Origin of the sequence: Thalassospira sp. MCCC 1A03138 (assembly GCF_002115785.1) — a bacterium.
Classification (GTDB): Bacteria; Pseudomonadota; Alphaproteobacteria; order Rhodospirillales; family Thalassospiraceae; genus Thalassospira.
Genome location: NZ_JFJY01000001.1, coordinates 615,237 through 638,149 on the forward strand (window position 1 = coordinate 615,237; position 22,913 = coordinate 638,149).

Consider the following 22,913-nt stretch of genomic DNA (forward strand, 5'->3'; position numbering starts at 1 on the left):
AAACCGGCGCCAGATTGGCGCCGGTTTTGTGTCTCAATCTTGCCGTTCTGTTTGGTCATTGTAACAGTCAGCAAGTCCCGCACCCGTTTTGGAGGCATCAAGGTGAAATCGACCGAGTTGACAGGCAAGGTTTGCATCCTTCTGACACGCCACAAGGTGCCCGACGCATGGCGGGACAATGGTGCAGAACCATTGCGGGCCATTTTCGAGGATGCCGGCTATAGGGCCGAGCTGGAACTGTGTGACGATCCCGTTGCCATGAATGACTTCATCAATGCATCCTGCGAACGGGGCGATATTGTCGTGATCGGCGGCGGTGATGGCACGATCAATGCGGTTATCGATACCGTAATCAAGGCCGGCGTGGTGATGATCCCCCTGCCGCTTGGTACGGCAAACGATTTTGCCCGCAGCCTGTATATCCCCGATGACATCCTTCATGCCGCGCGCGCGGCAATCAATGGCCAGATTGCCATGCTTGATATCGGGCGGGTCAATGGCAAAAGCTTTGTGAATGCGGCCAGTATCGGCGTTCCTGCCGATGCCAGAAAACGCATTGATCCGGATCTGAAACGCTGGACCGGGGCGATCAGCTATGCCGTGGCGAACTGGCAAAGCTGGAATGACATGAAGCCGCTGGAACTGAGTGTGACCTGTGGCGACAATCCGGCAAGAAATCTGAAACTGCGCCAGCTGACGGTTACCAATGGCCAGTATTTTGGTGGCGGTTTACGCCCGCGCGAAAACAAACGCCTTGATGACGGCAAACTTCACATGTTTGCCATTCAGGCCAATGTCGACACATTATCGGGTATGGATATTGCGGCTGAATTGCTGTTTGGCTCGGTCGATGACAGCTCGTATGCGATCAGTCAGGAATGCGACGACATCCGCCTTGAGGGTGGCGAAGGTGAACCCATTCTGGCCGACGGTGAAATCATAAGCCAGTTGCCTGCGCACTTCACCCTGGAGGCCAAGGTTCTTCCGGTTTTTGCCCCCAACGCCTTTCACGGCGAGACGGACCGCACGGCATCATTCCATGATCAGGAAATCGTCAACGACGTTGCGCTTGACGCGCTTGACCTTTCGCTGCGGTTATCGGCCATCTACCCCATGGCGACAGACAACAAGATGAAGGCGATCTGCCACGATACCGCCAATCGCCTGCGTGATATCAATCGCCGTCTTGAACTGGCCCTGCGGCCCTATGGCCTGCCGACATCGTCCCCCGATCCGGATTTGCACAGTCTGGAACAGTTACGTGACCGGGCGATGTCATGGATGCTGACCGATGCCGATATGCGCCTTGCAAGGGGTTTGAAAAACCAGTCCGTAGAACTCGGAAAGACACTCGATCTATGTGCTCTTGACGATATTCCGGGCGACATATCCGCGCCCCTTAAGGATATGAAGGAGCTTATCGGTGATTTGCAGCAAAGGCTCGATGAATTCCAGGCATAGAAAAAGGCGGGATTTTCCCCGCCTTTTTTATTTGATGTCTGTCGGCTCAGTCTTCGAGGCCGGCCAGACTGCGGGCAAATGATTTTGCCTCAAACGGCCGAAGGTCTTCGGCACTTTCACCAACACCGATCGCGTGAACCGGTTTGGCAAATTTCTCGGCCAGTGCGACAACAACGCCGCCCTTTGCCGTGCCATCCAGCTTGGTCACGATCAGGCCGGTAACACTGGTTGCCTCGGAAAAGACTTCGACCTGGGAATGGGCATTCTGACCGGTGGTGGCATCAAGCACCAGCAACGTATCATGCGGGGCGGTTTCATCGCGTTTGTGGATCACCCGGACGATTTTCTTAAGTTCGTCCATCAGATGCGCCTTGTTCTGTAAACGCCCGGCCGTATCGATCAGCAAAAGGTCATAACCTTCGCGCTTGGCCTGATCAATCGCATCAAAGGCAAGCCCGGCGGCATCCGCCCCGGTATCACGCGCAATCACCGGACACCCGGTCCGTTCGCCCCAGACTTTAAGCTGTTCAACCGCAGCAGCACGGAATGTATCGCCCGCCGCCATCATGACCTTAAGCCCCTGATCGCGATAGGTTTTGGCAAGTTTTCCGATTGTGGTCGTTTTGCCCGATCCATTAACGCCAACCACAAGGATCACATGGGGCTTTTTGGTCGTATCAATCACCAGCGGCTTTGCCACGGGTTCAAGGATTTTGGCGACTTCGGTGGCGATGAATTCCTGAATCTCGGCGGGATCGACTTCCTTGTCGAAACGGGTCCGCGACAGCTCCGCACCCAGTTTTGCCGCCGTGGTGACACCAAGATCGGATGTGATCAGCAGATCTTCGAATTCTTCAAGCGCATCATCATCCAGACGGCGCTTGGTGAAGATATCTGCAATCCCGGTGGTCAGTTTCGAGGAGGAGCGTTTCAACCCGTCTTTCAGTCGGGCAAACCAGCTTTTTTTCCCCTCTTCACTCATCCCGCAAGCTCCGCTTTCAGTTTTCCGTCTTCAACGCCAATGACTTTGGCCTTTGCAATTGTGCCCGGTTCTATCACGCGATCTAGCGTAACGGGAGCAAAATGCTCCGTATGTCCGGTATTTTCCTTTTCCACCAACACATTCTCGGTCAGGCCGATGCGTGATTTCAGGAAATTGTTCAACTGGATTTCACCCGCATCACGAAGCGCGCCTGCGCGTTCCTTGCGGATATCCTTGGGCACCTGTGGCATGCGGGCCGCCGGTGTTCCCGGACGGGCGGAATAGGGGAACACATGCAGGTAAATCAACCCGCATTCATCGACAAGACGCAGGGTATTTTCCGCCATTTCATCGGTTTCGGTCGGGAAACCGGCAATGATATCCGCCCCGAAAGTCACATCGGCGCGAAGTGCACGGACCTTGTCACAGAAATCGATGACATCCTGACGCAGATGGCGACGTTTCATGCGTTTGAGCACCATGTCGTCACCTGCCTGAAGGCTGATATGCATATGCGGCATCAGGCGTGGTTCGGTTTCGATCAGGCGGAAGATATCATCATCGACCTCGACCGGGTCAATCGATGAAATCCGCAGGCGCGGCAGTTCGGGCACCTGCGCCAGAAGACGGCGCGCCATCTGCCCCAATGTCGGCTTGCCCGGCAGATCATGACCATAGGAGGTGATATCCACCCCGGTCAGAACCACTTCGCCGTAACCGTTGGCGACCAGTTCGCGGACCTGTGTCACAATCTCGCCCATGGGGACGCTGCGCGAATTGCCGCGACCAAACGGGATGATGCAGAATGTGCAGCGATGATCACAGCCGTTCTGGACCTGCACAAAGGCGCGTGCGCGGCCTTCGAAGCCGGAAACCAGATGGCTTGCGGTTTCCTCGACCGACATGATGTCATTGACGACAACACGTTCATGTTCGGGCATCAGGAAGGTTTCTGCCTTCATCTTGGCATCGTTGCCAAAGATACGGTCGATCTCGGTCATTTTGGCAAATTTGTCGGGATTGACCTGAACAGCACAACCGGTCACGAAAATCTTGGCATTGGGGTTTTCACGACGCAGGCGACGAATGCTTTGGCGGGCCTGACGTTCTGCCTCGGTCGTGACAGCGCATGTATTGATAATGATCGCATCATCAAGACCGGCATTTTTGGCATGGTCGCGCATCACCTCGGATTCATAGGTGTTCAGGCGACAACCAAATGTAACGACGCGCGGCTCTGTCATGCTCGCCCTTTTAATGATCCATTCCGGTTTGGAAAACACTTCCGTCGGCGCCAGCCAATGATTTGCCTGCTGCCAGTACGGAAATTCCGGCAAGCTCAATCGCCTTGCCGGGCGCTGGTTACATACGCTTTTAGCAGTTTTAATGCAAGTCTGGCCGGTTCATGGCACACATGCATCAGGCACGGACGGAATTCTATTCGGCGGCGAAATTGCGATTGCGGCCATCCCTCTTGGCCCGATAGAGCGCACTGTCCGCGCGATCAACGACCTTGGCGGCCCCTTCGCCCTTAACATATTCGGCCACACCGACCGAAACGGTCATGTGACCGAATGACGTTCCGCTTGATTTGGCGCGCACCTCGCGGGCGGCAATCCGCTTGCTCATATCATCGGCCAGCAGCATTGCGTCCTTGAGCGGCGTTTGCGGTAGCAGAATGGCGAACTCGTCGCCGCCATAACGCGCGACCAGATCCCGACCCTTGGTATTGGCTTTGATCATGGACGCGATCAGAACAAGGATTTCATCGCCGATCCGATGACCATATTTGTCGTTCACCGCTTTGAACTGATCAAGATCGACCATCATCACGCAAAATGGCTCGTCAATGTTCCCGCCATCAAACTCGACGCAGCAACTGGCGAGGACTTCCTCGAAATGCATCCGGTTGGAAACACGGGTCAGACCATCGGTGTAGGATCGTTCGCGGGTTTCATGCAGTTCGCGCTGCAGATGGGCGATTGTCTTCAGGTACTCGCCAAGCTGTTCATGCAGGCTTTCGACAGTCGTTTGCATCCGCCCGGTATGCAGGACCACATTGTGAATGACTTCTTCAGCCTTTTCACCGCTTTTAAGGGATGTTTCCGCCTTACCCAGCACATCACTGTAAACGCGAAGCTCGTCGCGGGTGCTGGAAAGGCAGGCATCGCTATTTTCGACAACATCGGAAAAATCTTCCATGCCGCGCTGAAGAAAATCAGCCGCCTGCCGGTCAAAGATATAGCGATAGTAAAGTTGCAGCAGCGCTTCTTCGCCAATCGCCTCGCCGGTCGCTTTGACAGCATCAATCACACGGAGGATTTCCGGGTTTTCTTCGGCGTAATAAACGAACCAGACATGGTAAAGTTCGGGTGTCGGACGCAGCCCGTGATCGCGCAAAGCATCCAGCGTTGCCTTGGCGTAATCCCAGTGTTTTGAGACATAATGATCCGTCTCTGTCACAACGGGTACTCCACCTTTTCAATTATCCATTAATTTCAGAGACCTAAGCCCGCAGAGGCCTTTGTTCGCACGGAACTTAGCCTAATCCGCGGGTTTCAGCCACGCATTCATAATGGTAATCAATCGGTGATCTACACCCGAAAGGACTTAAATCAGCTGCTCCGGATCATAGTACCGGCACCACGTTCGGTGAAGAGCTCAAGCAATACCGCATGCGGTGCACGACCATCGACGATTACCGCGGCCTCCACCCCATTGCGGACTGCATCCATGCAGGTTTCCGTTTTCGGGATCATACCGCCCTGGATCGTGCCATCGGCAATCATTGCATTGATGCTGTCGATATCCGCGTCACGCACCAGTTGCTTGTCGGCATCAAGGATACCTTTGACATCAGTCAGCATATAAAGGCGACGGGCACCGACAGCCTGTGCAATGGCACCGGCAGCCGTATCAGCATTGATATTGTATGTCTGACCGTCTTCACCAACCCCTATCGGTGCAATTACCGGAATAATGTCGGTATTGATGAAGCAATCAAGAACATGCGGGTTGACCTCGACCGGTTCGCCGACAAAGCCCAGATCAAGGACCTTCTCGATATTGCTTTCGGGATCGCGTTTGGTGCGTTGCAGTTTGCGCGCCTTGATCAGATGGGCATCCTTGCCACACAGGCCGACACTGACACCCCCGGCGCGGTTGATGTTCGAAACGATTTCCTTGTTGATCTTGCCGGCCAGAACCATTTCGACAACGTCGATTGTCTGCTGATCGGTCACGCGAAGGCCATCAACAAATTCCGACTGGATGTTAAGTTCCTTGAGCATCTGGCCGATCTGCGGACCGCCGCCATGAACCACAATCGGGTTCATGCCGACCTGCTTTAACAGGACCATATCCTGGGCAAACAGGCGTGCCAGTTCCGGATCACCCATGGCATGCCCGCCATATTTGACCACGATCGTCTGACCGTTATAGCGTCGCATGTAGGGAAGAGCCTCGGACAGGACCTTGGCGCGTGCCAATGTCCGGTAAGCGTTGGATTCCGAGCTTTCTTCTTCAGAACGGACTTCTTCGTTCATGTCTTCTCCCCAATGTTATACGAGCGCTATCGGGTGATTATAGCAGCGTTGCGATTTCTGCGCGAAGCGCTTCAAGGCCGGTGCCCTTTTCGCTTGATGTCGCAAAAAGCTGCGACAGGGCGGCAGGGTGTTTTTTCACCGCTTCGACCACTTCGCGAATGCGTTTTTCCATCTGGCCTTTTTTAAGCTTGTCGGCCTTGGTCAGAACGATCTGATAAGACACGGCGGCCTCATCAAGCATCTTCATCATTTCAAGATCGGCTTTCATGAAGCCGTGCCGGGAATCGATCAAAACAAACACACGCCGCAACGTTACCCGCCCGCGCAGATATTGCTTGATCACATTCTGCCATGTATCGACGATATCCTTGGGAGCCTTGGCAAATCCATAGCCCGGCAGATCGACGATATTAAGCGCCCCATCCAGATCGAAATAGTTCAGCTGCTGGGTCCGGCCCGGCGTGTTCGATGTCCGGGCCATATCCTTGCGACCGGTTATGGCATTAAAAAGGCTGGACTTCCCGACATTGGACCGGCCTGCAAGGCAGATTTCGATCTTGTCTTCGGGCGGCAACTGTTCAAGTTGCGCCACCCCCAACATGAAAGTAACCGGGCGGGAAAACAGTTTCCGCCCGGCTTCGATCTGAGCCGATTCAAATTTCGGGATTGCAGTTGCCGATGGCAATTTTTCTTCGGTCATTGTCGTTCCTTGAGCCCCGCGGGGCGTAACACGCCCCTGCGGGAAGGATGGGGGATCAAACCCCCATCTTGTACATGATGTAGCGCTGTTGTGCGATCGACAGCGTGTTGTTCCATGCCCAGTAGATCACGAGACCTGCCGGGAAACTTGCCAGCATGAAGGTAAAGATCAGCGGCAGGAACATCATGATCTTGGCTTGAGTCGGATCTGCTGGTGCCGGGTTCAGCTTCTGCTGCAGGAACATGGTGATCCCCATGATCAACGGCCAGACACCGATCATCAACATGTGCGGCGGATCCCACGGGATCAGACCAAACAGATTGAACAGCGAGGTCGGATCCGGTGCCGAAAGGTCCTGAATCCAGCCAAAGAACGGCGCGTGACGCATTTCGATGTTCACGAACAGCACCTTGTAAAGTGCGAAGAACACCGGAATCTGAACGACGATCGGCAGGCAACCCGATGCCGGGTTGATCTTCTCGCGCTTGTAAAGCGCCATCATTTCCTGCTGCTGACGCTGACGGTCATCCTTGAACTGCTCGCGCATCTTGGTGATTTGCGGCTGCAGTTTCTTCATCGCACTCATGGATTTGTACGACTTGTTGGCCAACGGGAACATCACCGCCTTCACAAGAACCGTGAAGATCAGGATGGAAACGCCGAAGTTACCAACCAGATGGTTCAGCCACTGCAGGAACAGGAAGAACGGTTTGGTCAGGAAATAGAACCAGCCGAAATCAATCGCGAGGTCGAAATTCTTGATACCATAGTCATTGGCATACTGATCAAGAAGCGACACTTCCTTGGCACCAGCAAACAGACGGGTTTCCGAAGCGGCTTCGGCACCGGCCGCAACCGTGCGGGCCGCACCAAGATAATCAGTCTGGTACTTGTCGGAATTCTCGGCAACATGGTGGCTGAAACGCGTGGTCAGTGCCTCGTCCGAGGACGGTGCCAACGCAACCAGCCAGTATTTGTCGGTAATGCCAAGCCAGCCGCCGGTGGTTTTCTTTTCCACGGCACCGTCTTCGGCAAGATCATCATAATCGATTTCGGTCAGGGTGCCATCAATAACGCCAAGCGGACCTTCATGCAGGATATAGAACCCTGCCGTGGTCGGCTTGCCCTTGCGCGAAATCAGACCGTAGGGATACAGGGTGACATCCGAACCGCTGTCATTTTTGACCGACTGCTTGATCGAGAACATATAATTCTCGTCGATCGAAATCTCGCGATTGAAGGTCAGGCCGCTGCCATTATCCCAGCTCAGCGTGACGGGTTTTGCAGGCGTCAGTTCGTTGGAGCTTGCAGTCCACTGGGTATCGCTGTTCGGAACGCTGACAGATTTGTCTGCGGCAACCCAGCCGAATTCGGCGAAGTATGCATTGTCGCTACCGGTCGGATTCAGAACGTGGATCAGCGGGCTGTCCGGTTCTTCGGTCTCGCGGTAATCCTGCAACTGGATGTCGTCAATCACGCCACCAACCAGACGGATCGAACCCTCGACGCGCGGGGTTTCAATCTTGATACGCGGAGCTTTTGCAAGTGCTGCGTCGCGGTTGACGACCGGAGCCGCCGGTGCTGCACCACCTGGTACGCTGGGCACGTTCGAGGCAGACTGCGGTGCAGTATTGCCATTGACGTCAAGTTGTTCGCGAACTTGCGCTTCTCGATCCTGCGGCGCAGGTTCGGGAGCGAAAAAGAATTGGAACCCGACAAGGATTGCGACCGAAGCTGCAATCGCAATCCACAGGTTACGTTGTTCGTTCATCGCCTCTTTCCGCTTTCGTCCGGCGGCGCAAGACGCCTGACCGGTATTCTATTTACATGACTAAAGCGCCGTTAACCGGAGTTCATCCTCCGACGGCGCTTTGTTTTGTTCACAGCCACATCCGGGCACGGGATCATAACCATGACCACCCCATGGATGGCAACGCATTATCCGTTTAAAACCCATCCAGCCGCCTTTTATTGCCCCATGGCGGGCAAGTGCCTCCATCATATAAGCCGAACAGGTCGGCTGATATCTGCAGGACCACCCGATATAGGGCGATAAAAAGAGCTGGTAGCCGCGAACCGCGATTTGAAGAAGACGCGCCAAGGGGCCCACATTCGATCCGGGAAGGTTACTCATTTATCAGAGTCTCCTGCCTTCGTCGCACCACCGGGCCTTGATCCACGTCCCTTGCGGGGGCGCTGGCTATCGGGGGCGGAAGGTTTGGCATCCGGAATACGCCGCAGGGCAAACCGCATATCATCAACCAGTTTTTCAAAATCCCGGTCAATGGTCTGCTGACGACCGATCACGACATAATCCCAACCGGGCAATGCCATATCCGTCATCAATTGGTCCGCCACGGCACGCAAACGCCGCCGAACGCGATTGCGAACGACGGCCTTGCCCACCTTTTTGGTGACGGTAAACCCGACTCGTGCAAGTCGATCTTCACCGGCGTATTCTGTGTCCGGTTTGATCCCGGGACGCGGAGCGCCCTGAAGGATCAATCCTTGTGTAACCCATTTCCGGCGGGTGCCTGCGACGCGAAGAAACTCTGCGCGCTTTTTCAAGCGTTCCACCGAAACGGTCACAACATTAGGCCGACAGACGCTTGCGGCCCTTGGCGCGGCGTGCGGTAAGCACACGGCGGCCACCGACGGTCGCGCTGCGGGAACGGAAGCCGTGGCGGCGTTTCCGTACGAGTTTGCTTGGCTGGTAGGTGCGCTTCACTGCACTTACTCCGTTCTAATAAAGGTAATCCGATAAAATTCGAGGTCCGCTGTATAGGACTTCACACCATGGCTGTCAATCGCGACAGGGTGAGTTCCCCCAGAAAACCGACAATGCCGCCGAGATTGCGTCCCGACGGCATCCAAATCGTCTTTTCGTCACCACTCGATACGTTCGACATTGGAAAATGTCAACTCGGTTCCATCAGAAAACACAATGGTTCCCGACGAATCGGTGGAGAGTTCCATATAGTTGTGCTTCGATTTCGTAATGCTGCCTTCATCCAGAACCAGGGTCCAGTCACTCGAATCGATATTGCCACCATTGGCACTATGCAATTCGATGGTATCGGTGGTCCATCCATTGGCCCCACCGTCCACATGGTCCGCCCCGTCACCCATGTTGAAAATAAACAGATCCGACCCGCCACCACCGTAAAGCTGGTCATCGCCGGTGCCGCCAATCAGCGTGTCGTCATCATCCCCACCCAGCAGCATGTCATTCCCGGCACCACCGGACAGGGTATCTTTCCCCGCACCGCCAATCAGGGTGTCATTTCCGTCGTCACCATAAAGACGGTCTTTGTCGCCACCACCATCAATCGTGTCGTCACCCGATCCGCCATACAGCGTATCGCGCCCCCAGCCGGTGGTTAGCGTATCGTTGCCCGATCCGCCGTCAAAATAGTTCGATCCGCCGTCCGCGTTCAGGATGTCGTTACCGTCACCGCCAAGGAAAGTGTCATCACCATATCCGCCATGGATCGAGTCGTTGCCGCCCTCGCCCCATACGGTATTATCCCCGCCGCCAACATCAATGCGATCATCACCGTCACCAGACGCGACCGTATCCTTACCGCTGCCGGTCGTGATGCTGTCATCGCCACTGCCGCCAAGGATGGTATTGCGGCCTTCGCCGCCCGTGATCGTGTTGTCGCCATCCCCGGCATCGATATAATCGTCATCGCTTCCGACACTGATCGTGTCATTGCCGGTCCCGGTCCAGATGCGGTTATCGCCTTCACCTGCATTGACGATGTTGTTGCCATCACCGCCAACAATGGTGTCATTGCCGCTACCGGTATAGATGGTGTCGTTACCAGCACCGGTCTGAACGGTGTTCGTACCTTCTCCGGCATAGATGATATTGTCACCGCCGCTGGCATGGATTTTGTCATCGCCGCTGCCGCCGGTGACATAGTCATTCCCCTCACCGGCATAGACAGTGTTTGTGCCCTCGCCACCATGGACGATGTCGTTACCTGCACCGGCATTGATATAGTCGTTTCCGCCATCGCCGGTGATGCTGTCATCACCGTCACCGGCATAAATCACGTCATTGCCGTTTCCGGCCCAGATCGTATCATTGCCCGCATTGGTCCAGATGGTGTCATGACCGCCACCCGCGCCGATGGTATCGTTGCCGGAACCGGTCTGGAACATCTCGTCTGCTTCCGTGCCCCAGCGGGTTTCATTCGGATCGGCGGCTTCTTCCTCAATCGTGACCAGAAGGATCGCGGTTGTTGTGGCGGTATCGCTGCCATCACGTGACTGAGCCGAGACCATCAGCTCGAACGTGCCGAAATAATCACTTGCCGGTGTCAGGGTCAGGCCACTCAACTGTGCCGCACTCAGCGTCCAGGTACCGTTCCCGTTATCAGTCCCGGCAGACAGGGTCGCCCCACCTGGCACACCACTGATGATAATCGTCAGGGTCTCGCTGCTGTCGGTCAGGCCTGCGTCGATATCAAGCGCAACAGCATTGCCCTCGTCCCCACTGGCATCAGACAGATCAAGTGTCGGCGCATCTGCGACACCGGCAACATCAACCGTAATCGTACCGCTGCTCGCCGCAACATCTTCGCCATCCGCAGACTGCGCGGTGACCGCCAGATCAAACGACCCGCTGAAATCATCCGCTGGTGTGATTGTCAGACCGTTCAGGTCGGTTGCTGCCAGCGTCCAACTGCCGTCACCGTTATCGGTACCGGCAGACAACGTCGCACCTTCTGGCACGCCACTAATCGTAACGGTTAGAACTTCGGAGCTATCCGTCAGGCCCGCATCAATATCGAGTGCAATGGCTGAATCTTCCGAACCACTGGCGTCAGAGACATCCAACGTCGGCGCATCCGCCACACCCGTAACATCAACAGTGATCGTGCCGCTGCTCGTCGCAACATCTTTACCATCCGCTGACTGCGCGGTGACCGCCAGATTAAAGGATCCGCTGAAGTCGTCCGCTGGCGTGATCATCAGACCGTTCAGATCAGCCGCCGACAGTGTCCAGCTGCCGTCACCGTTATCGGTACCCGCAGACAAGGTCGCACCTTCCGGAACGCCGCTGATCGTGACATTTAGAACTTCGGAGCTATCCGTCAGGCCCGCGTCAATATCGAGCGTAATGGCCAAATCTTCCGAACCACTGGCGTCAGAGACATCCAGCGTCGGCGCATCGGCAATACCTGCAACATCAACCGTAATGCTGCCTGTTGTGGTCGCGATATCTTCGCCATCGGCAGACGTTGCCGTCACTCCAAGCTCGAAGCTGCCAGAGAAATCATCCGACGGGGTAATCGTCAGTCCTGCAAGCTGATCGGGACTTAGAGTCCAGCTGCCATCACCGTTATCGGTACCGGCTGACAGGGTCGCGCCCTCTGGCACGCCGCTGATCGTAACGGTCAAAACTTCGGAGCTATCCGTCAGGCCCGCATCAATATCGAGCGTAATCGCCGTATCTTCCGAACCACTGGTGTCAGAAACGTCCAATGTCGGGGCATCGGCAACCCCCGTGACCTCTACTGTGATCGTGTTACCCCCAAAACGTGGGGGCCGCGTTAACCGAATTGGGTCTGATGTCGATGCCGAAGAATCTCCGTCTGTGGACCGGGCAACAACAGAAAGGTCGAAAGAACCACTAAAGTTTTCAGGCGGGGTGATTGTCAGGCCTTCAAGGTCACCGGCCTCAAGAGTCCAGCTTCCATCACCATTATCGGTACCAGCAGACAAGCTTGCTCCGTCCGGAACACCACTGATCGTTACGGTCAGAACTTCACTATCATCGGTGAGGGATGCATCAATATCCAGAGCGATAGCTGAATCTTCGTTACCAGATGCATCAGACACATCAAGCAATGGCCTGTCCGCAACGCCCGCAACATCGACCGTAATGACTCCAGTCGCACTTGCGATATCGGTTCCATCCGCAGATTGCGCCGTGACCACAAGATCAAACGAACCACTATAATTGTGAGCCGGACGTATCTTGAGACCATCAAGGTCACCGGCATCAAGAGTCCAACTTCCATCACCATTATTTGTGCCTGCCGACAGGGTTGCACCATCCGGGACGCCGGAAATGGTAACGGTCAATGTTTCGCTCGAATCCGTTACGCCCGCATCGATATCCAGCGCAATTGTCCTGTCTTCGTATCCGCTTGCATCGGATACTTCCAGTGTCGGCGCATCGGCGACACCCGCAACATCAACCGTAATCGTCTCCGTAGCGGTGGCGATATCGCTGCCATCAGCAGACTGCGCGGTGACGATCAGATCAAATGAACCACTAAAATCCTCCGCCGGGGTAATCGACAGGCCGTTGAGGTCGGTTGCTGACAGCGTCCAGCTGCCGTCACCATTATTGGTTCCAGCCGACAAGGTTGCACCTTCTGGCACACCACTGATCGTAACCGTCAGAACTTCGGAGTTGTCTGTCAGACCGGCATCGATATCCAGTGCAATGACAGAATCTTCATTCCCAGATGCATCCGCAATATCCAACGTCGGTTCATCGGCAACACCTGCAACATCAACCGTAATCGTATCCGTCGCTGTCGCAATGTCGCTGCCATCCGCTGACTGCGCGGTCACCGCCAGATCGAACGATCCGCTAAAATCATCCGCTGGTGTAATAGTCAGACCGTTCAGGTCGGCAGATGACAGAGTCCAGCTGCCATCACCGTTATCTGTACCCGCAGACAAGGTCGCACCTTCTGGCACGCCACTAATCGTAACGGTGAGAACTTCGCTGGAATCCGTCAGACCGGCATCGATATTCAGCGCAATGACAGAATCTTCGTTGCCAGATGCATCCGCAACATCCAACGTTGGTTCATCGGCAACACCTGCAACATCAACCGTAATCGTATCCGTCGCTGTCGCAATGTCGCTGCCATCCGCAGATTGTGCGGTGACGATCAGATCAAATGAACCACTAAAATCCTCTGCCGGGGTAATCGACAGGCCGTTGAGGTCGGTTGCTGACAGCGTCCAACTGCCATCACCATTATTGGTTCCAGCCGACAAGGTTGCACCTTCTGGCACACCAGTGATCGTGACCGTCAGAACTTCGGAGCTGTCTACCAGACCGGCATCGATATCCAGCGCAATCGCGCTGTCTTCGGAGCCAGAGGCATCTGCGGCATCAAGCGTCGGTAAATCTGCTACACCTGTGACGTCAACCGTGATCGTATCCGTCGCTGTCGCAATGTCGCTGCCATCTGCCGACTGCGCGGTTACCGTCAAATCAAACGATCCGCTAAAGTCATTAGCTGGGGTAATTGTCAGGCTATTCAGGTCGGAAGCAGACAGAGTCCAGCTACCATCGCCATTATCGGTACCCGCCGACAAGGCCGCACCTTCCGGAACACCACTAATCGTGACGGTCAGGATTTCAGATGCGTCTGTCAGGCCAGCATCGATATCCAGCGCAATGGCACTGTCTTCAGAACCCTTGGCGTTCGCGACATCAAGTGTCGGCGCATCTGCGACACCTGCGACATCCACTGTGATTGAACCGGTTGTCGTCGCAATATCTTCGCCATCGGCAGACGTTGCCGTCACACCAAGCTCGACGCTGCCAGAAAAGTCATCCGCTGGCGTAATCGTCAGACCGTTCAGGTCCGCAGCCGACAATGTCCAACTGCCATCGCCATTATCGACCCCTGCCGACAGGGTCGCGCCGTCCGGCACACCGGAGATCGTGACCGTGAGGACTTCGGAGCCATCCGCCAGAGCCGCATCAATGTCGAGAGCGATGGAGCTGTCTTCGGCACCCGAAGCGTTCGAAACTTCAAGGGTCGGGGCATCAGCAACACCAGAAACATCAATCGTAATAGTACTGCTGGTCGCTGCAGCATCTTCGCCATCCGCAGACTGCGCGGTGACAGTCAGATCAAACGAGCCGCTGAAGTCATGCTCAGGCGTGATCGTCAGCCCTTCGAGGTCATCCGAACTCAAAGTCCAGCTGCCATCGCCATTATCGGTACCAGCGGACAAGGTCGCACCTTCCGGCACACCGGAGATCGTGACCGTCAGGACTTCAGAGCTATCTGTTAGACCCGCATCAATATCAAGCGTGATGGCACTGTCTTCGGTGCCGGACACATTTGACACATCAAGTGTGGGTTGGTCCGCGACACCGGCGACAGCAACCGTAATGGTGTCGCTGATCGATGCCGTGTCGTTGCCGTCCTGCGATGTTACCGTGACGGTCAGATCAAAGCTGCCGCTGTAATCACCGCTCGGGGTGATGCTCAGGCCTTCAAGATCACTCGCGCTCAATGTCCAGCTGCCGTCACCGTTGCTGGTCCCGGCCGACAGGCTGGCCCCATCGGGAACACCACTGATGGTGATGGTCATCGTTTCGCTGGTATCTGTCAGCCCCGCATCGACATCCAGATCAATCGCGCTGTCTTCGCTGCCCGATGCATCCGACACGGTCAAAGTCGGTGTATCTGCAACTGCACTGACATCAACATTGATGACCTGGCTGGTCGATGCACTGTCATCGCCAGCACTTGAAGTTGCCGTAACGGTAAGATCGAATGCACCGCTGTAATCGTCGGCTGGTGTAATCGTCAGACCTTCAATATCTGCGGCCTCCAGCGTCCAACTGCCATCGCCATTATTGGTACCGGCGGACAGGGTGGCGCCTTCCGGCACACCTGAAATGGTGATGCTCAGGATTTCGGTTGTGTCGCCAAGCGATGCATCAATATCAAGGGCAATCGCGCCGCCATCCTCGGCACCCGTGGCATCGACAACATCCAGTGCCGGAGTCTCTGCCGCGGGGTTATAGGACGCACCATCGACATAGATTTCGAGATTCTCGATATTGCTGACCTCGACCCCGAGTGCGTCAAGCATCAGGCTGCCGCCATCTCCGCTTTCGACATGGGCCTTCAGGTCCTGCAATGCTTCAAGAACACCATCGCCTGAAAGCTGATCCGAACTCAGATAAAGCTTCAATGTATCGGTGTTTGAACCGCCATCGACAATGCCGGTTCCCTCTGCGCTCAGATCGACGGTGTAATTGATCTCGTCATTTCCGGCCTCGCCATAAAGGCTATCATCGCCCGACCCTGTCAGCTTGTCGTCCGAATTACCGCCATAAAGCGTGTCCGTGCCGTCTCCCCCATCCAGGGTATCCTTGCCCGAACCACCCAGAATGGTGTCATTGCCCGCATCACCATTCACGACGTCATTGGCGTTCCCGGCTTCTATGTAATCATCACCGTCGCCACCGGAAATCGTATCTTTGCCACCACCGCCATAAATGGTGTCGTTGCCAGCCCCACCATAGACAATATCGTCAGAGCTTCCGGCTTCGACATAGTCATCACCGTCACCGGCATAGATCGTGTCACGCCCGCCATCGCCATAGATGGTGTCATCGCCGGTGCCCGCATCAATGATATCCTTGCCACTACCGCCATGGATCGTGTCGTCACCTGCACCCGACGAAATTTTGTCATTGCCGCCGGCCGCATCGATATAGTCGTTGCCGTCACCGGTAATGATCGTATCGCGACCACCGGTGCCGATCACCGTATCATTCGGGTTGTCGATCACCTCGACGGTCAGGTTCTGCGAAACACTCTGGCTGTCATCGCCATCAACAGAAGTCGCGGTAACGCTCAGATCGAAAGATCCGGAATAACTGTTGCCCGGTGTTATTGTCAGTCCTTCAAGATCGGCTGCACTCAATGTCCATGACCCGTCACCATTGTTGGTGCCCGCAGACAAAACCGCACCGTCCGGCACGCCTGCGATTGTGACGGAAAGTATCTCGGATGCATCCGTAAGGATCGCGTCGATATCAAGGGCGATTGTCGTACCTTCATCACCTGACGCATCAAGTACCTCAAGCAACGGCAAATCGGCCACCGCGGCAACATTGACCATAATCGTGTCGGAAACCGTCGCAATATCAACACCATCAGCAGATGTTGCGGTAATATCGATATCAAAGCTGCCGCTGTAATTTTCTGGCGGTCGGATTGTAAGCCCTTCAAGCTCGGTCGAATTCAGCGTCCAGCTTCCATCACCATTGTCGGTGCCCGCAGACAGGGTTGCCCCCTCCGGAACACCCGAGATCGTAATGGAGAGAACTTCGGAACCGTCTGTCAGACCGGCGTCGATATCCAGTGCAATAGCCGAATCTTCCAAACCACTGGCGTCAGAGATCTCCAATGTTGGCGCATCTGCAACACCGGTAACATCAACCGTAATCGTATCCGTCATGGTGGCGACGTCTTCGCCATCCGCAGACTGCGCGCTCACTGTCAGATCAAACGATCCGCTAAAGTCATCCGCTGGCGTGATCGTCAGACCGTTCAGATCCGCAGCAGACAATGTCCAACTGCCGTCACCATTATCGGTTCCGGCAGACAAAGTCGCACCATCCGGCACCCCGGAGATGGTTACAGTCAGAACTTCAGATGAATCTGTTAGACCAGCATCAATGTCGAGCGCGATGGCTGAATCTTCGCTGCCGGATGCATTCGCAATATCAAGTGTCGGAGCATCTGCGACGCCTGCCACATCAACCGTAATCGTATCCGTTATGGTGGCGACATCTTCGCCATCCGCAGACTGCGCGGTCACCGTCAGGTCAAACGATCCACTGAAGTCTTCAGCAGGCGTGATCGTCAGTCCTTCCAGATCACCCGAACCCAGCGTCCATGTGCCATCACCATTGTTAGTACCCGCCGACAAAGTCGCTCCGTCCGGAACGCCGGAGATCGTGATGGTCAGAACTTCAGATGCATCTGTTAGACCAGCATCAATATCAAGCGCAATAGCACTGTCTTCGGCACCCGAAGCGTTCGAAACTTCCAGCGTCGGGGCATCTGCAACGGCTGCAACATCAACCGTGATCGTATCCGTCGAAGTTGCAACATCTTCACCATCCGCTGACTGCGCGGTCACCATCAGATCAAACGATCCGCTGAAGTCGTCCGCTGGCGTGATCGTCAGACCATTCAAGTCGGCAGCAGATAATGTCCAGCTGCCATCGCCATTATAGGTACCCGCAGACAGGGTAGCGCCATCCGGAACGCCACTAATCGTGATGGTCAGTATTTCAGATGCATCTGCAAGACCTGCATCGATATCCAGTGCAATGGCGCTGTCCTCGGCACCCGAAGCGTCTGAAACTTCAAGGATCGGAGCATCCGCAACACCGGAAACATTGACCGTGACAGAAGTCTCGGTCGTCGCACTATCGCCACCTGCCACGGATGTGGCCCTGACCGTCAGATCAAAGCTGCCCGCGTAATTCTTAGGGGGCGTAATTGCAAGCCCTTCAAGTTGTTCCGGGTTTAAGGTCCAGCTGCCATCACCGTTGTCGGTTCCCGCCGACAGGGTCGCACCCTCCGGCACGCCGGAAATCGTCACACTCAACGTCTCGGTCGCATCCGAAAGCGCGGCATCAATATCGAGTGCTATTGCCGTATCCTCGTTGCCCGAGGCATTGTCCACCTCAAGCTCCGGCGCATCGGCAAGCGGGTTGAAAGCTTCACCGTCAACAAAGACCTGAAGCTCTTCTATATTCACAACCTCAACGCCAAGTGCGGCGAGTGTCAGACTGCTCCGCTCTCCGCCATCGATGTGATTTTGCAGTTCCTGCAAAGCACTCAGGACATCCGGAACGGAAAGCTGTTCTCCTGTCAGATGAAGCTTGAGAATGTCGGTATCACCGCTGCCATCGACAAGGCCGGTCTGTCCGCTTTCGGGCTCGATCGTATATTCAAGAATGTCGTTGCCCGATCCGCCATCAAGCGTATCGCCGCCCGATCCGATCAGCGTATCATCCCACGAACCGCCCGACAGCACATCGGTGCCTTCGCCCCCGTCAAGCGTGTCGTTGCCGCTACCGCCTTCAAGGGTATCATCCCCTGCACCACCAGTGATGATGTCTTCGCCACTGCCACCGTCGAGGTAATCATTCCCCTCGCCACCGGCAATCGTATCGTGCCCGGTACCGCCATAAACGCTGTCGTCTCCGGCACCGGCATCAATCGTGTCATGGCCATCACCACCATATACCGTATCGTCGCCCGCACCCGAGGCGATGCTGTCATGATCCCAGCCACCTTCGATGTAATCGTCGGTATCACCGCCGGTGATCTGATCCTTGCCATCGCTGCCAATGATGGTTTCGCGCCCGTCCGATATGACATCAACGGTTATGGTATTCGAAACGCTCTGGCTGTCTGATCCATCGGTGGAAGTCACCGTCACACCGAGGTCAAATGATCCCCAATACTCGTCTGGCGGGGTAATCTTCAGACCGTTCAGGTCAGCCGCCGACAGTGTCCAGCTGCCATCGCCATTATCGGTACCCGCAGACAGAGTCGCACCATCCGGCACACCGGAGATGGTGACTGTCATAACTTCACTGGCATCGGTCAGACCGGCATCAATATCCAGAGCGATAGCAGAATCTTCAGAGCCATTGGCATCTGACACACCCAAAGTCGGCGCATCGGCTACACCAGCAACATCTACCGTGATCGTGCCACTACTCGTCGCAACATCTTCACCATCGGCAGACTGGGCGGTCACGTTGAGATCAAACGAGCCGCTGAAGTCTTCAGCAGGCGTGATCGTCAAACCGTCAAGGTCATCCGAACCCAGCGTCCATGTGCCATCACCATTGTCGGTGCCCGCCGACAGGGTTGCGCCTTCCGGAACTCCGCTAATCGTGACGGTCAAAACTTCGCTAGAGTCCGTGAGACCAGCATCAATATCCAGCGCGATGGCGGAATCTTCCGAACCACTCGACTCAGAGACGTTCAAAGTCGGCGCATCGGCGACACCGGCAACATCAACAGTGATCGTACCGCTGCTCGTCGCAACATCTTCACCATCCGCTGACCGCGCGGTCACCGTCAGATCAAACGATCCACTGAAATCATCCGCTGGTGTGATCGTCAGACCGTTCAGGTCGGTTGCTGACAGCGTCCAACTGCCATCACCATTATCGGTTCCTGCCGATAGGGTTGCACCATCCGGAACGTCGCTGATCGTAACGGTGAGAACTTCGGAGCTGTCCGTCAGGCCCGCGTCAATATCGAGTGCAATCGCAGAATCTTCGTTGCCAGATGCATCCGAAACATCCAACGTCGGCGCATCGGCGACACCGACAACATCAACAGTGATCGTACCGCTGCTCATCGCAACATCTTCACCATCCGCTGACTGCGCAGTGACTGTCAGATCAAACGACCCGCTAAAATCATCCGCTGGTGTGATCGTCAGGCCTGCGAGCTGATCGGAACTCAGAGTCCAGCTACCGTCACCATTATCAGTACCCGCAGACAGGTTCGCACCTTCAGGCACACCAGAGATGGTTACCGTCAGGACTTCGCTGGAATCCGTCAGACCCGCATCGATATCAAGTGCTATGGCAGAATCTTCCGAACCACTGGTGTCAGAGACATCCAACGTCGGAGTATCGGCAACACCCGCGACATCAACCGTAATACTGCCTGTTGTGGTCGCAACATCTTCACCATCCGATGACTGCGCCGTCACAGCCAGATCAAACGATCCGCTGAAGTCATCCGCTGGTGTGATCGTCAGACCGTTCAGGTCGGCAGCAGATAATGTCCAGCTGCCATCACCGTTATCGCTACCGGCAGACAAGGTCGCACCTTCTGGCACGCCGCTGATCGTAACGGTTAGAACTTCGGAGCTGTCCGTCAGGCCTGTGTCAATATCGAGCGTAATGGCCGAATCTTCGTTACCAGATGCATCCGAAACTTCCAGCGTCGGAGCATCGGCAACACCTGCAACATCAACCGTAATGCTGCCTGTTGTGGTTGCAAAATCGTCACCATCAGCCGACTGCGCGGTGACCGTCAGGTCAAGCGATCCGCTGAAGTCATCCGCTGGTGTAATCGTCAGACCATTCAGGTCGGCAGCAGATAATGTCCAGCTGCCATCGCCGTTGTTGGTTCCGGCGGACAAGGTTGCCCCTTCCGGAACACCTGAGATGGTCACCGTCAGCACTTCGCTGGAATCCGTCAGACCCGCGTCGATATCAAGTGCTATGGCCGAATCTTCGTTGCCAGATGCATCCGAAACATCCAACGTCGGCGCATCGGCGACACCGGCAACATCAACAGTGATCGTACCGCTGCTCGTCGCAACATCTTCACCATCCGCTGACTGCGCGGTCACCGTCAGATCAAACGATCCGCTGAAGTCATCCGCTGGTGTGATCGTCAGACCGTTCAGGTCGGTTGCTGACAGCGTCCAACTGCCATCACCATTATCGGTTCCTGCCGATAGGGTTGCACCATCCGGAACGTCGCTGATCGTAACGGTGAGAACTTCGGAGCTGTCCGTCAGGCCCGCGTCAATATCGAGTGCAATCGCAGAATCTTCGTTGCCAGATGCATACGAAACATCCAACGTCGGCGTATCGGCGACACCGGCAACATCAACCGTAATCGTATCCGTCGCTGTGGCAATGTCGCTGCCATCCGCGGATTGGGCGGTGACTGTCAGATCAAACGATCCGCTGAAATCATCCGCTGGCGTGATCGTCAGGCCGTTCAGGTCAGCCGCCGACAGTGTCCAGCTGCCATCACCGTTATCGGTACCGGCAGACAAGGTCGCACCATCCGGCACGCCACTAATCGTAACGGTTAGAACTTCGGAGCTGTCCGTCAGGCCTGCGTCAATATCGAGCGCAATCGCACTGTCTTCGGACCCGCTCGCATCCGACACATCCAATGTCGGCGCGTCTGCGATCCCCGCAACATCAACCGTAATCTCTTCGACTACGACTGCGCTGTCGGTGCCGTCAGTTGTCGTGACAGATACGGTCAGGTCGAAGCTGCCGCTGAAATTTTCGCCCGGTGTGATCGTCAAGCCGTCGAGATCGGCAACATCAAGGGTCCAGGTGCCGTCACCATTGTCGGTTCCGGCGGACAGGGTTGCGCCATCGGGCACGCCTGAGATGGTGATCGAGATGCCCTCGTTCGCATCAAGCAGTTCGGTATCAATCGAGAGTGCAATCGCACCGTCTTCGGCACCGGCGGCATCGCTGACATCAAGCGTTGCACCATCGGCAACGGCTTCGACATCGACCGTGAAGCTTGTGCTTGTCGATGATGTGCTGCCATTGGCCTCGGTGCTGGTCGCGGTCACCGAAAGATCGAAGCTGCCGTTGTAGTTCTCAGCGGGCGTGATCGTCAGGCCCGCAAGCTGGCCTGATGTCAGTGACCATGTGCCATCGCCGTTATCCGTGCCGGCCGATAAAACCGCCCCTTCTGGCACACCAGAAATCGTGATTGAGAGGGTTTCGTTCCCGCCGTCAAGGTCACGAAGAGCGGCAGAGACATCAAGCGAGATCGCACTGTCTTCGTCACCGGTAACATCCGTGGCAGAAAGGCTTGGTGCGTCGGCGACTTTTGGCACCTCGTTCTGGATTTCGAGTTCCAGAACCTCGTCCAGTTCGGCGGAAGCCGTCGCACTTACATCAGCCGCCGCAACAGCAGCCTCTGATGCCGGTGCGGACCGGGACGCAAAATCAGTTTCAATATTTTCACCTGAGCGGCCACCACCGCCTTCGCGGGCGCCGGGCACAATGGTCGTATCGGGTGTTGAAATCGGTTGCGGGTTATCAGTACCACCTGCATCGTTTGACCGCAGGTAAACCGGGTCGTTTCCTGAGCTGCCGCCAGCAGTTTCAGCGCCCTCGCCAACCGTATCGATATTGTTTTCAAGCTCGACCCGCTCGGCCTCAGCCTGTGTCTGCTTTTCCGTGGCGTCGGCCTGGGTTGTTTCCTCGACCCGTTGATCACCCGCGTTGCGCCGGCGGAACTCGCGTTGCTGTTCGCCCTGCGGATTATTGACCTGATTGCCATAATGAACACTGCCCAACTGTTCGTTGGGAATGCCGCCATCGCCATTCTGATCACCATGCAGTTCGACATGCTCATCCGCGTCATCGCCACTGCGATCATCACGCATAAGATCATCACCGACGGTACCGGCATCTGCCCGGTTTCCGCCCAGTTCGTTGCGAGTGTCTTCTGCGTCGCGAGGATCGTCCGCCATCTAGCCCATTCTCCGAGAAATGCGGGAAGGGAATTCCTGATCCGCATTTCCATACAAAAGTATAGAATTCTCTGTTTTACCAGAGAAACGTGCGGCCAGGCAGTAGAAATGAAATGAACATTTCCAGCGGGACCATTATGAA

Annotated in this window: 11 protein-coding genes; 1 reads left to right on the forward strand and 10 read right to left on the reverse strand. The window is 55.7% G+C overall.

Annotation, left to right across the window (positions count from 1 at the left end; translation table 11 throughout):
- Positions 1–102: 102 nt before the first annotated feature.
- The gene (locus tag TH468_RS02915) at positions 103–1,461 is read left to right on the forward strand and encodes a diacylglycerol kinase family protein (protein ID WP_085642451.1); all 1,359 of its coding nucleotides are present in this window, start codon (positions 103–105) and stop codon (positions 1,459–1,461) included.
- A 46-nt stretch (positions 1,462–1,507) separates the two neighbouring features.
- On the opposite strand, the gene ftsY is transcribed toward TH468_RS02915, so the two are convergent.
- From ftsY to TH468_RS21895, 10 genes are all read right to left on the reverse strand, one after another.
- Positions 1,508–2,443 (reverse strand): signal recognition particle-docking protein FtsY, encoded by a 936-nt coding sequence (gene ftsY / locus TH468_RS02920; RefSeq protein ID WP_085642117.1) that lies wholly within the window; start codon positions 2,441–2,443, stop codon positions 1,508–1,510.
- Complete coding sequence (gene mtaB, locus TH468_RS02925; protein ID WP_085642452.1) at positions 2,440–3,687, reverse strand: tRNA (N(6)-L-threonylcarbamoyladenosine(37)-C(2))-methylthiotransferase MtaB; 1,248 nt, start codon at positions 3,685–3,687, stop codon at positions 2,440–2,442. Before mtaB ends, ftsY begins: the two co-directional genes overlap by 4 nt.
- Before the next feature lie 193 nt (positions 3,688–3,880).
- The gene (locus tag TH468_RS02930; protein WP_085642118.1) at positions 3,881–4,906 is read right to left on the reverse strand and encodes a GGDEF domain-containing protein; all 1,026 of its coding nucleotides are present in this window, start codon (positions 4,904–4,906) and stop codon (positions 3,881–3,883) included.
- Between the two features lie 152 nt (positions 4,907–5,058).
- Positions 5,059–5,988, reverse strand: coding sequence for an acetylglutamate kinase (gene argB, locus TH468_RS02935; protein ID WP_007091259.1), 930 nt, complete (start codon positions 5,986–5,988; stop codon positions 5,059–5,061).
- Positions 5,989–6,025: 37 nt separating this feature from the next.
- The gene (gene yihA, locus TH468_RS02940) at positions 6,026–6,688 is read right to left on the reverse strand and encodes a ribosome biogenesis GTP-binding protein YihA/YsxC (protein ID WP_085642119.1); all 663 of its coding nucleotides are present in this window, start codon (positions 6,686–6,688) and stop codon (positions 6,026–6,028) included.
- 55 nt (positions 6,689–6,743) lie between these two features.
- Positions 6,744–8,459, reverse strand: coding sequence for a membrane protein insertase YidC (gene yidC / locus TH468_RS02945; protein ID WP_085642120.1), 1,716 nt, complete (start codon positions 8,457–8,459; stop codon positions 6,744–6,746).
- A 60-nt stretch (positions 8,460–8,519) separates the two neighbouring features.
- On the reverse strand, positions 8,520–8,822 hold the full coding sequence (gene yidD, locus TH468_RS02950; RefSeq protein WP_062950731.1) for a membrane protein insertion efficiency factor YidD: 303 nt from the start codon (positions 8,820–8,822) through the stop codon (positions 8,520–8,522).
- Positions 8,819–9,265, reverse strand: a complete 447-nt coding sequence (gene rnpA, locus TH468_RS02955; RefSeq protein ID WP_246832196.1) for a ribonuclease P protein component — start codon at positions 9,263–9,265, stop codon at positions 8,819–8,821. Before rnpA ends, yidD begins: the two co-directional genes overlap by 4 nt.
- Positions 9,266–9,281: 16 nt before the next feature.
- Positions 9,282–9,416, reverse strand: a complete 135-nt coding sequence (rpmH, locus tag TH468_RS02960; RefSeq protein ID WP_007091264.1) for a 50S ribosomal protein L34 — start codon at positions 9,414–9,416, stop codon at positions 9,282–9,284.
- Positions 9,417–9,574: 158 nt separating this feature from the next.
- Positions 9,575–22,771 (reverse strand): Ig-like domain-containing protein, encoded by a 13,197-nt coding sequence (locus TH468_RS21895; protein ID WP_085642122.1) that lies wholly within the window; start codon positions 22,769–22,771, stop codon positions 9,575–9,577.
- Positions 22,772–22,913: the final 142 nt, after the last annotated feature.

Bases quoted from the DNA above. Each gene is read 5' to 3' on its own strand.
- TH468_RS21895 (WP_085642122.1), bottom strand. From the start codon at position 22,771: ATGGCGGACGATCCTCGCGACGCAGAAGACACTCGCAACGAACTGGGC.
- mtaB (WP_085642452.1), bottom strand. From the start codon at position 3,687: ATGACAGAGCCGCGCGTCGTTACATTTGGTTGTCGCCTGAACACCTAT.
- yidD (WP_062950731.1), bottom strand. From the start codon at position 8,822: ATGAGTAACCTTCCCGGATCGAATGTGGGCCCCTTGGCGCGTCTTCTT.
- yihA (WP_085642119.1), bottom strand. From the start codon at position 6,688: ATGACCGAAGAAAAATTGCCATCGGCAACTGCAATCCCGAAATTTGAA.
- yidC (WP_085642120.1), bottom strand. From the start codon at position 8,459: ATGAACGAACAACGTAACCTGTGGATTGCGATTGCAGCTTCGGTCGCA.
- ftsY (WP_085642117.1), bottom strand. From the start codon at position 2,443: ATGAGTGAAGAGGGGAAAAAAAGCTGGTTTGCCCGACTGAAAGACGGG.
- argB (WP_007091259.1), bottom strand. From the start codon at position 5,988: ATGAACGAAGAAGTCCGTTCTGAAGAAGAAAGCTCGGAATCCAACGCT.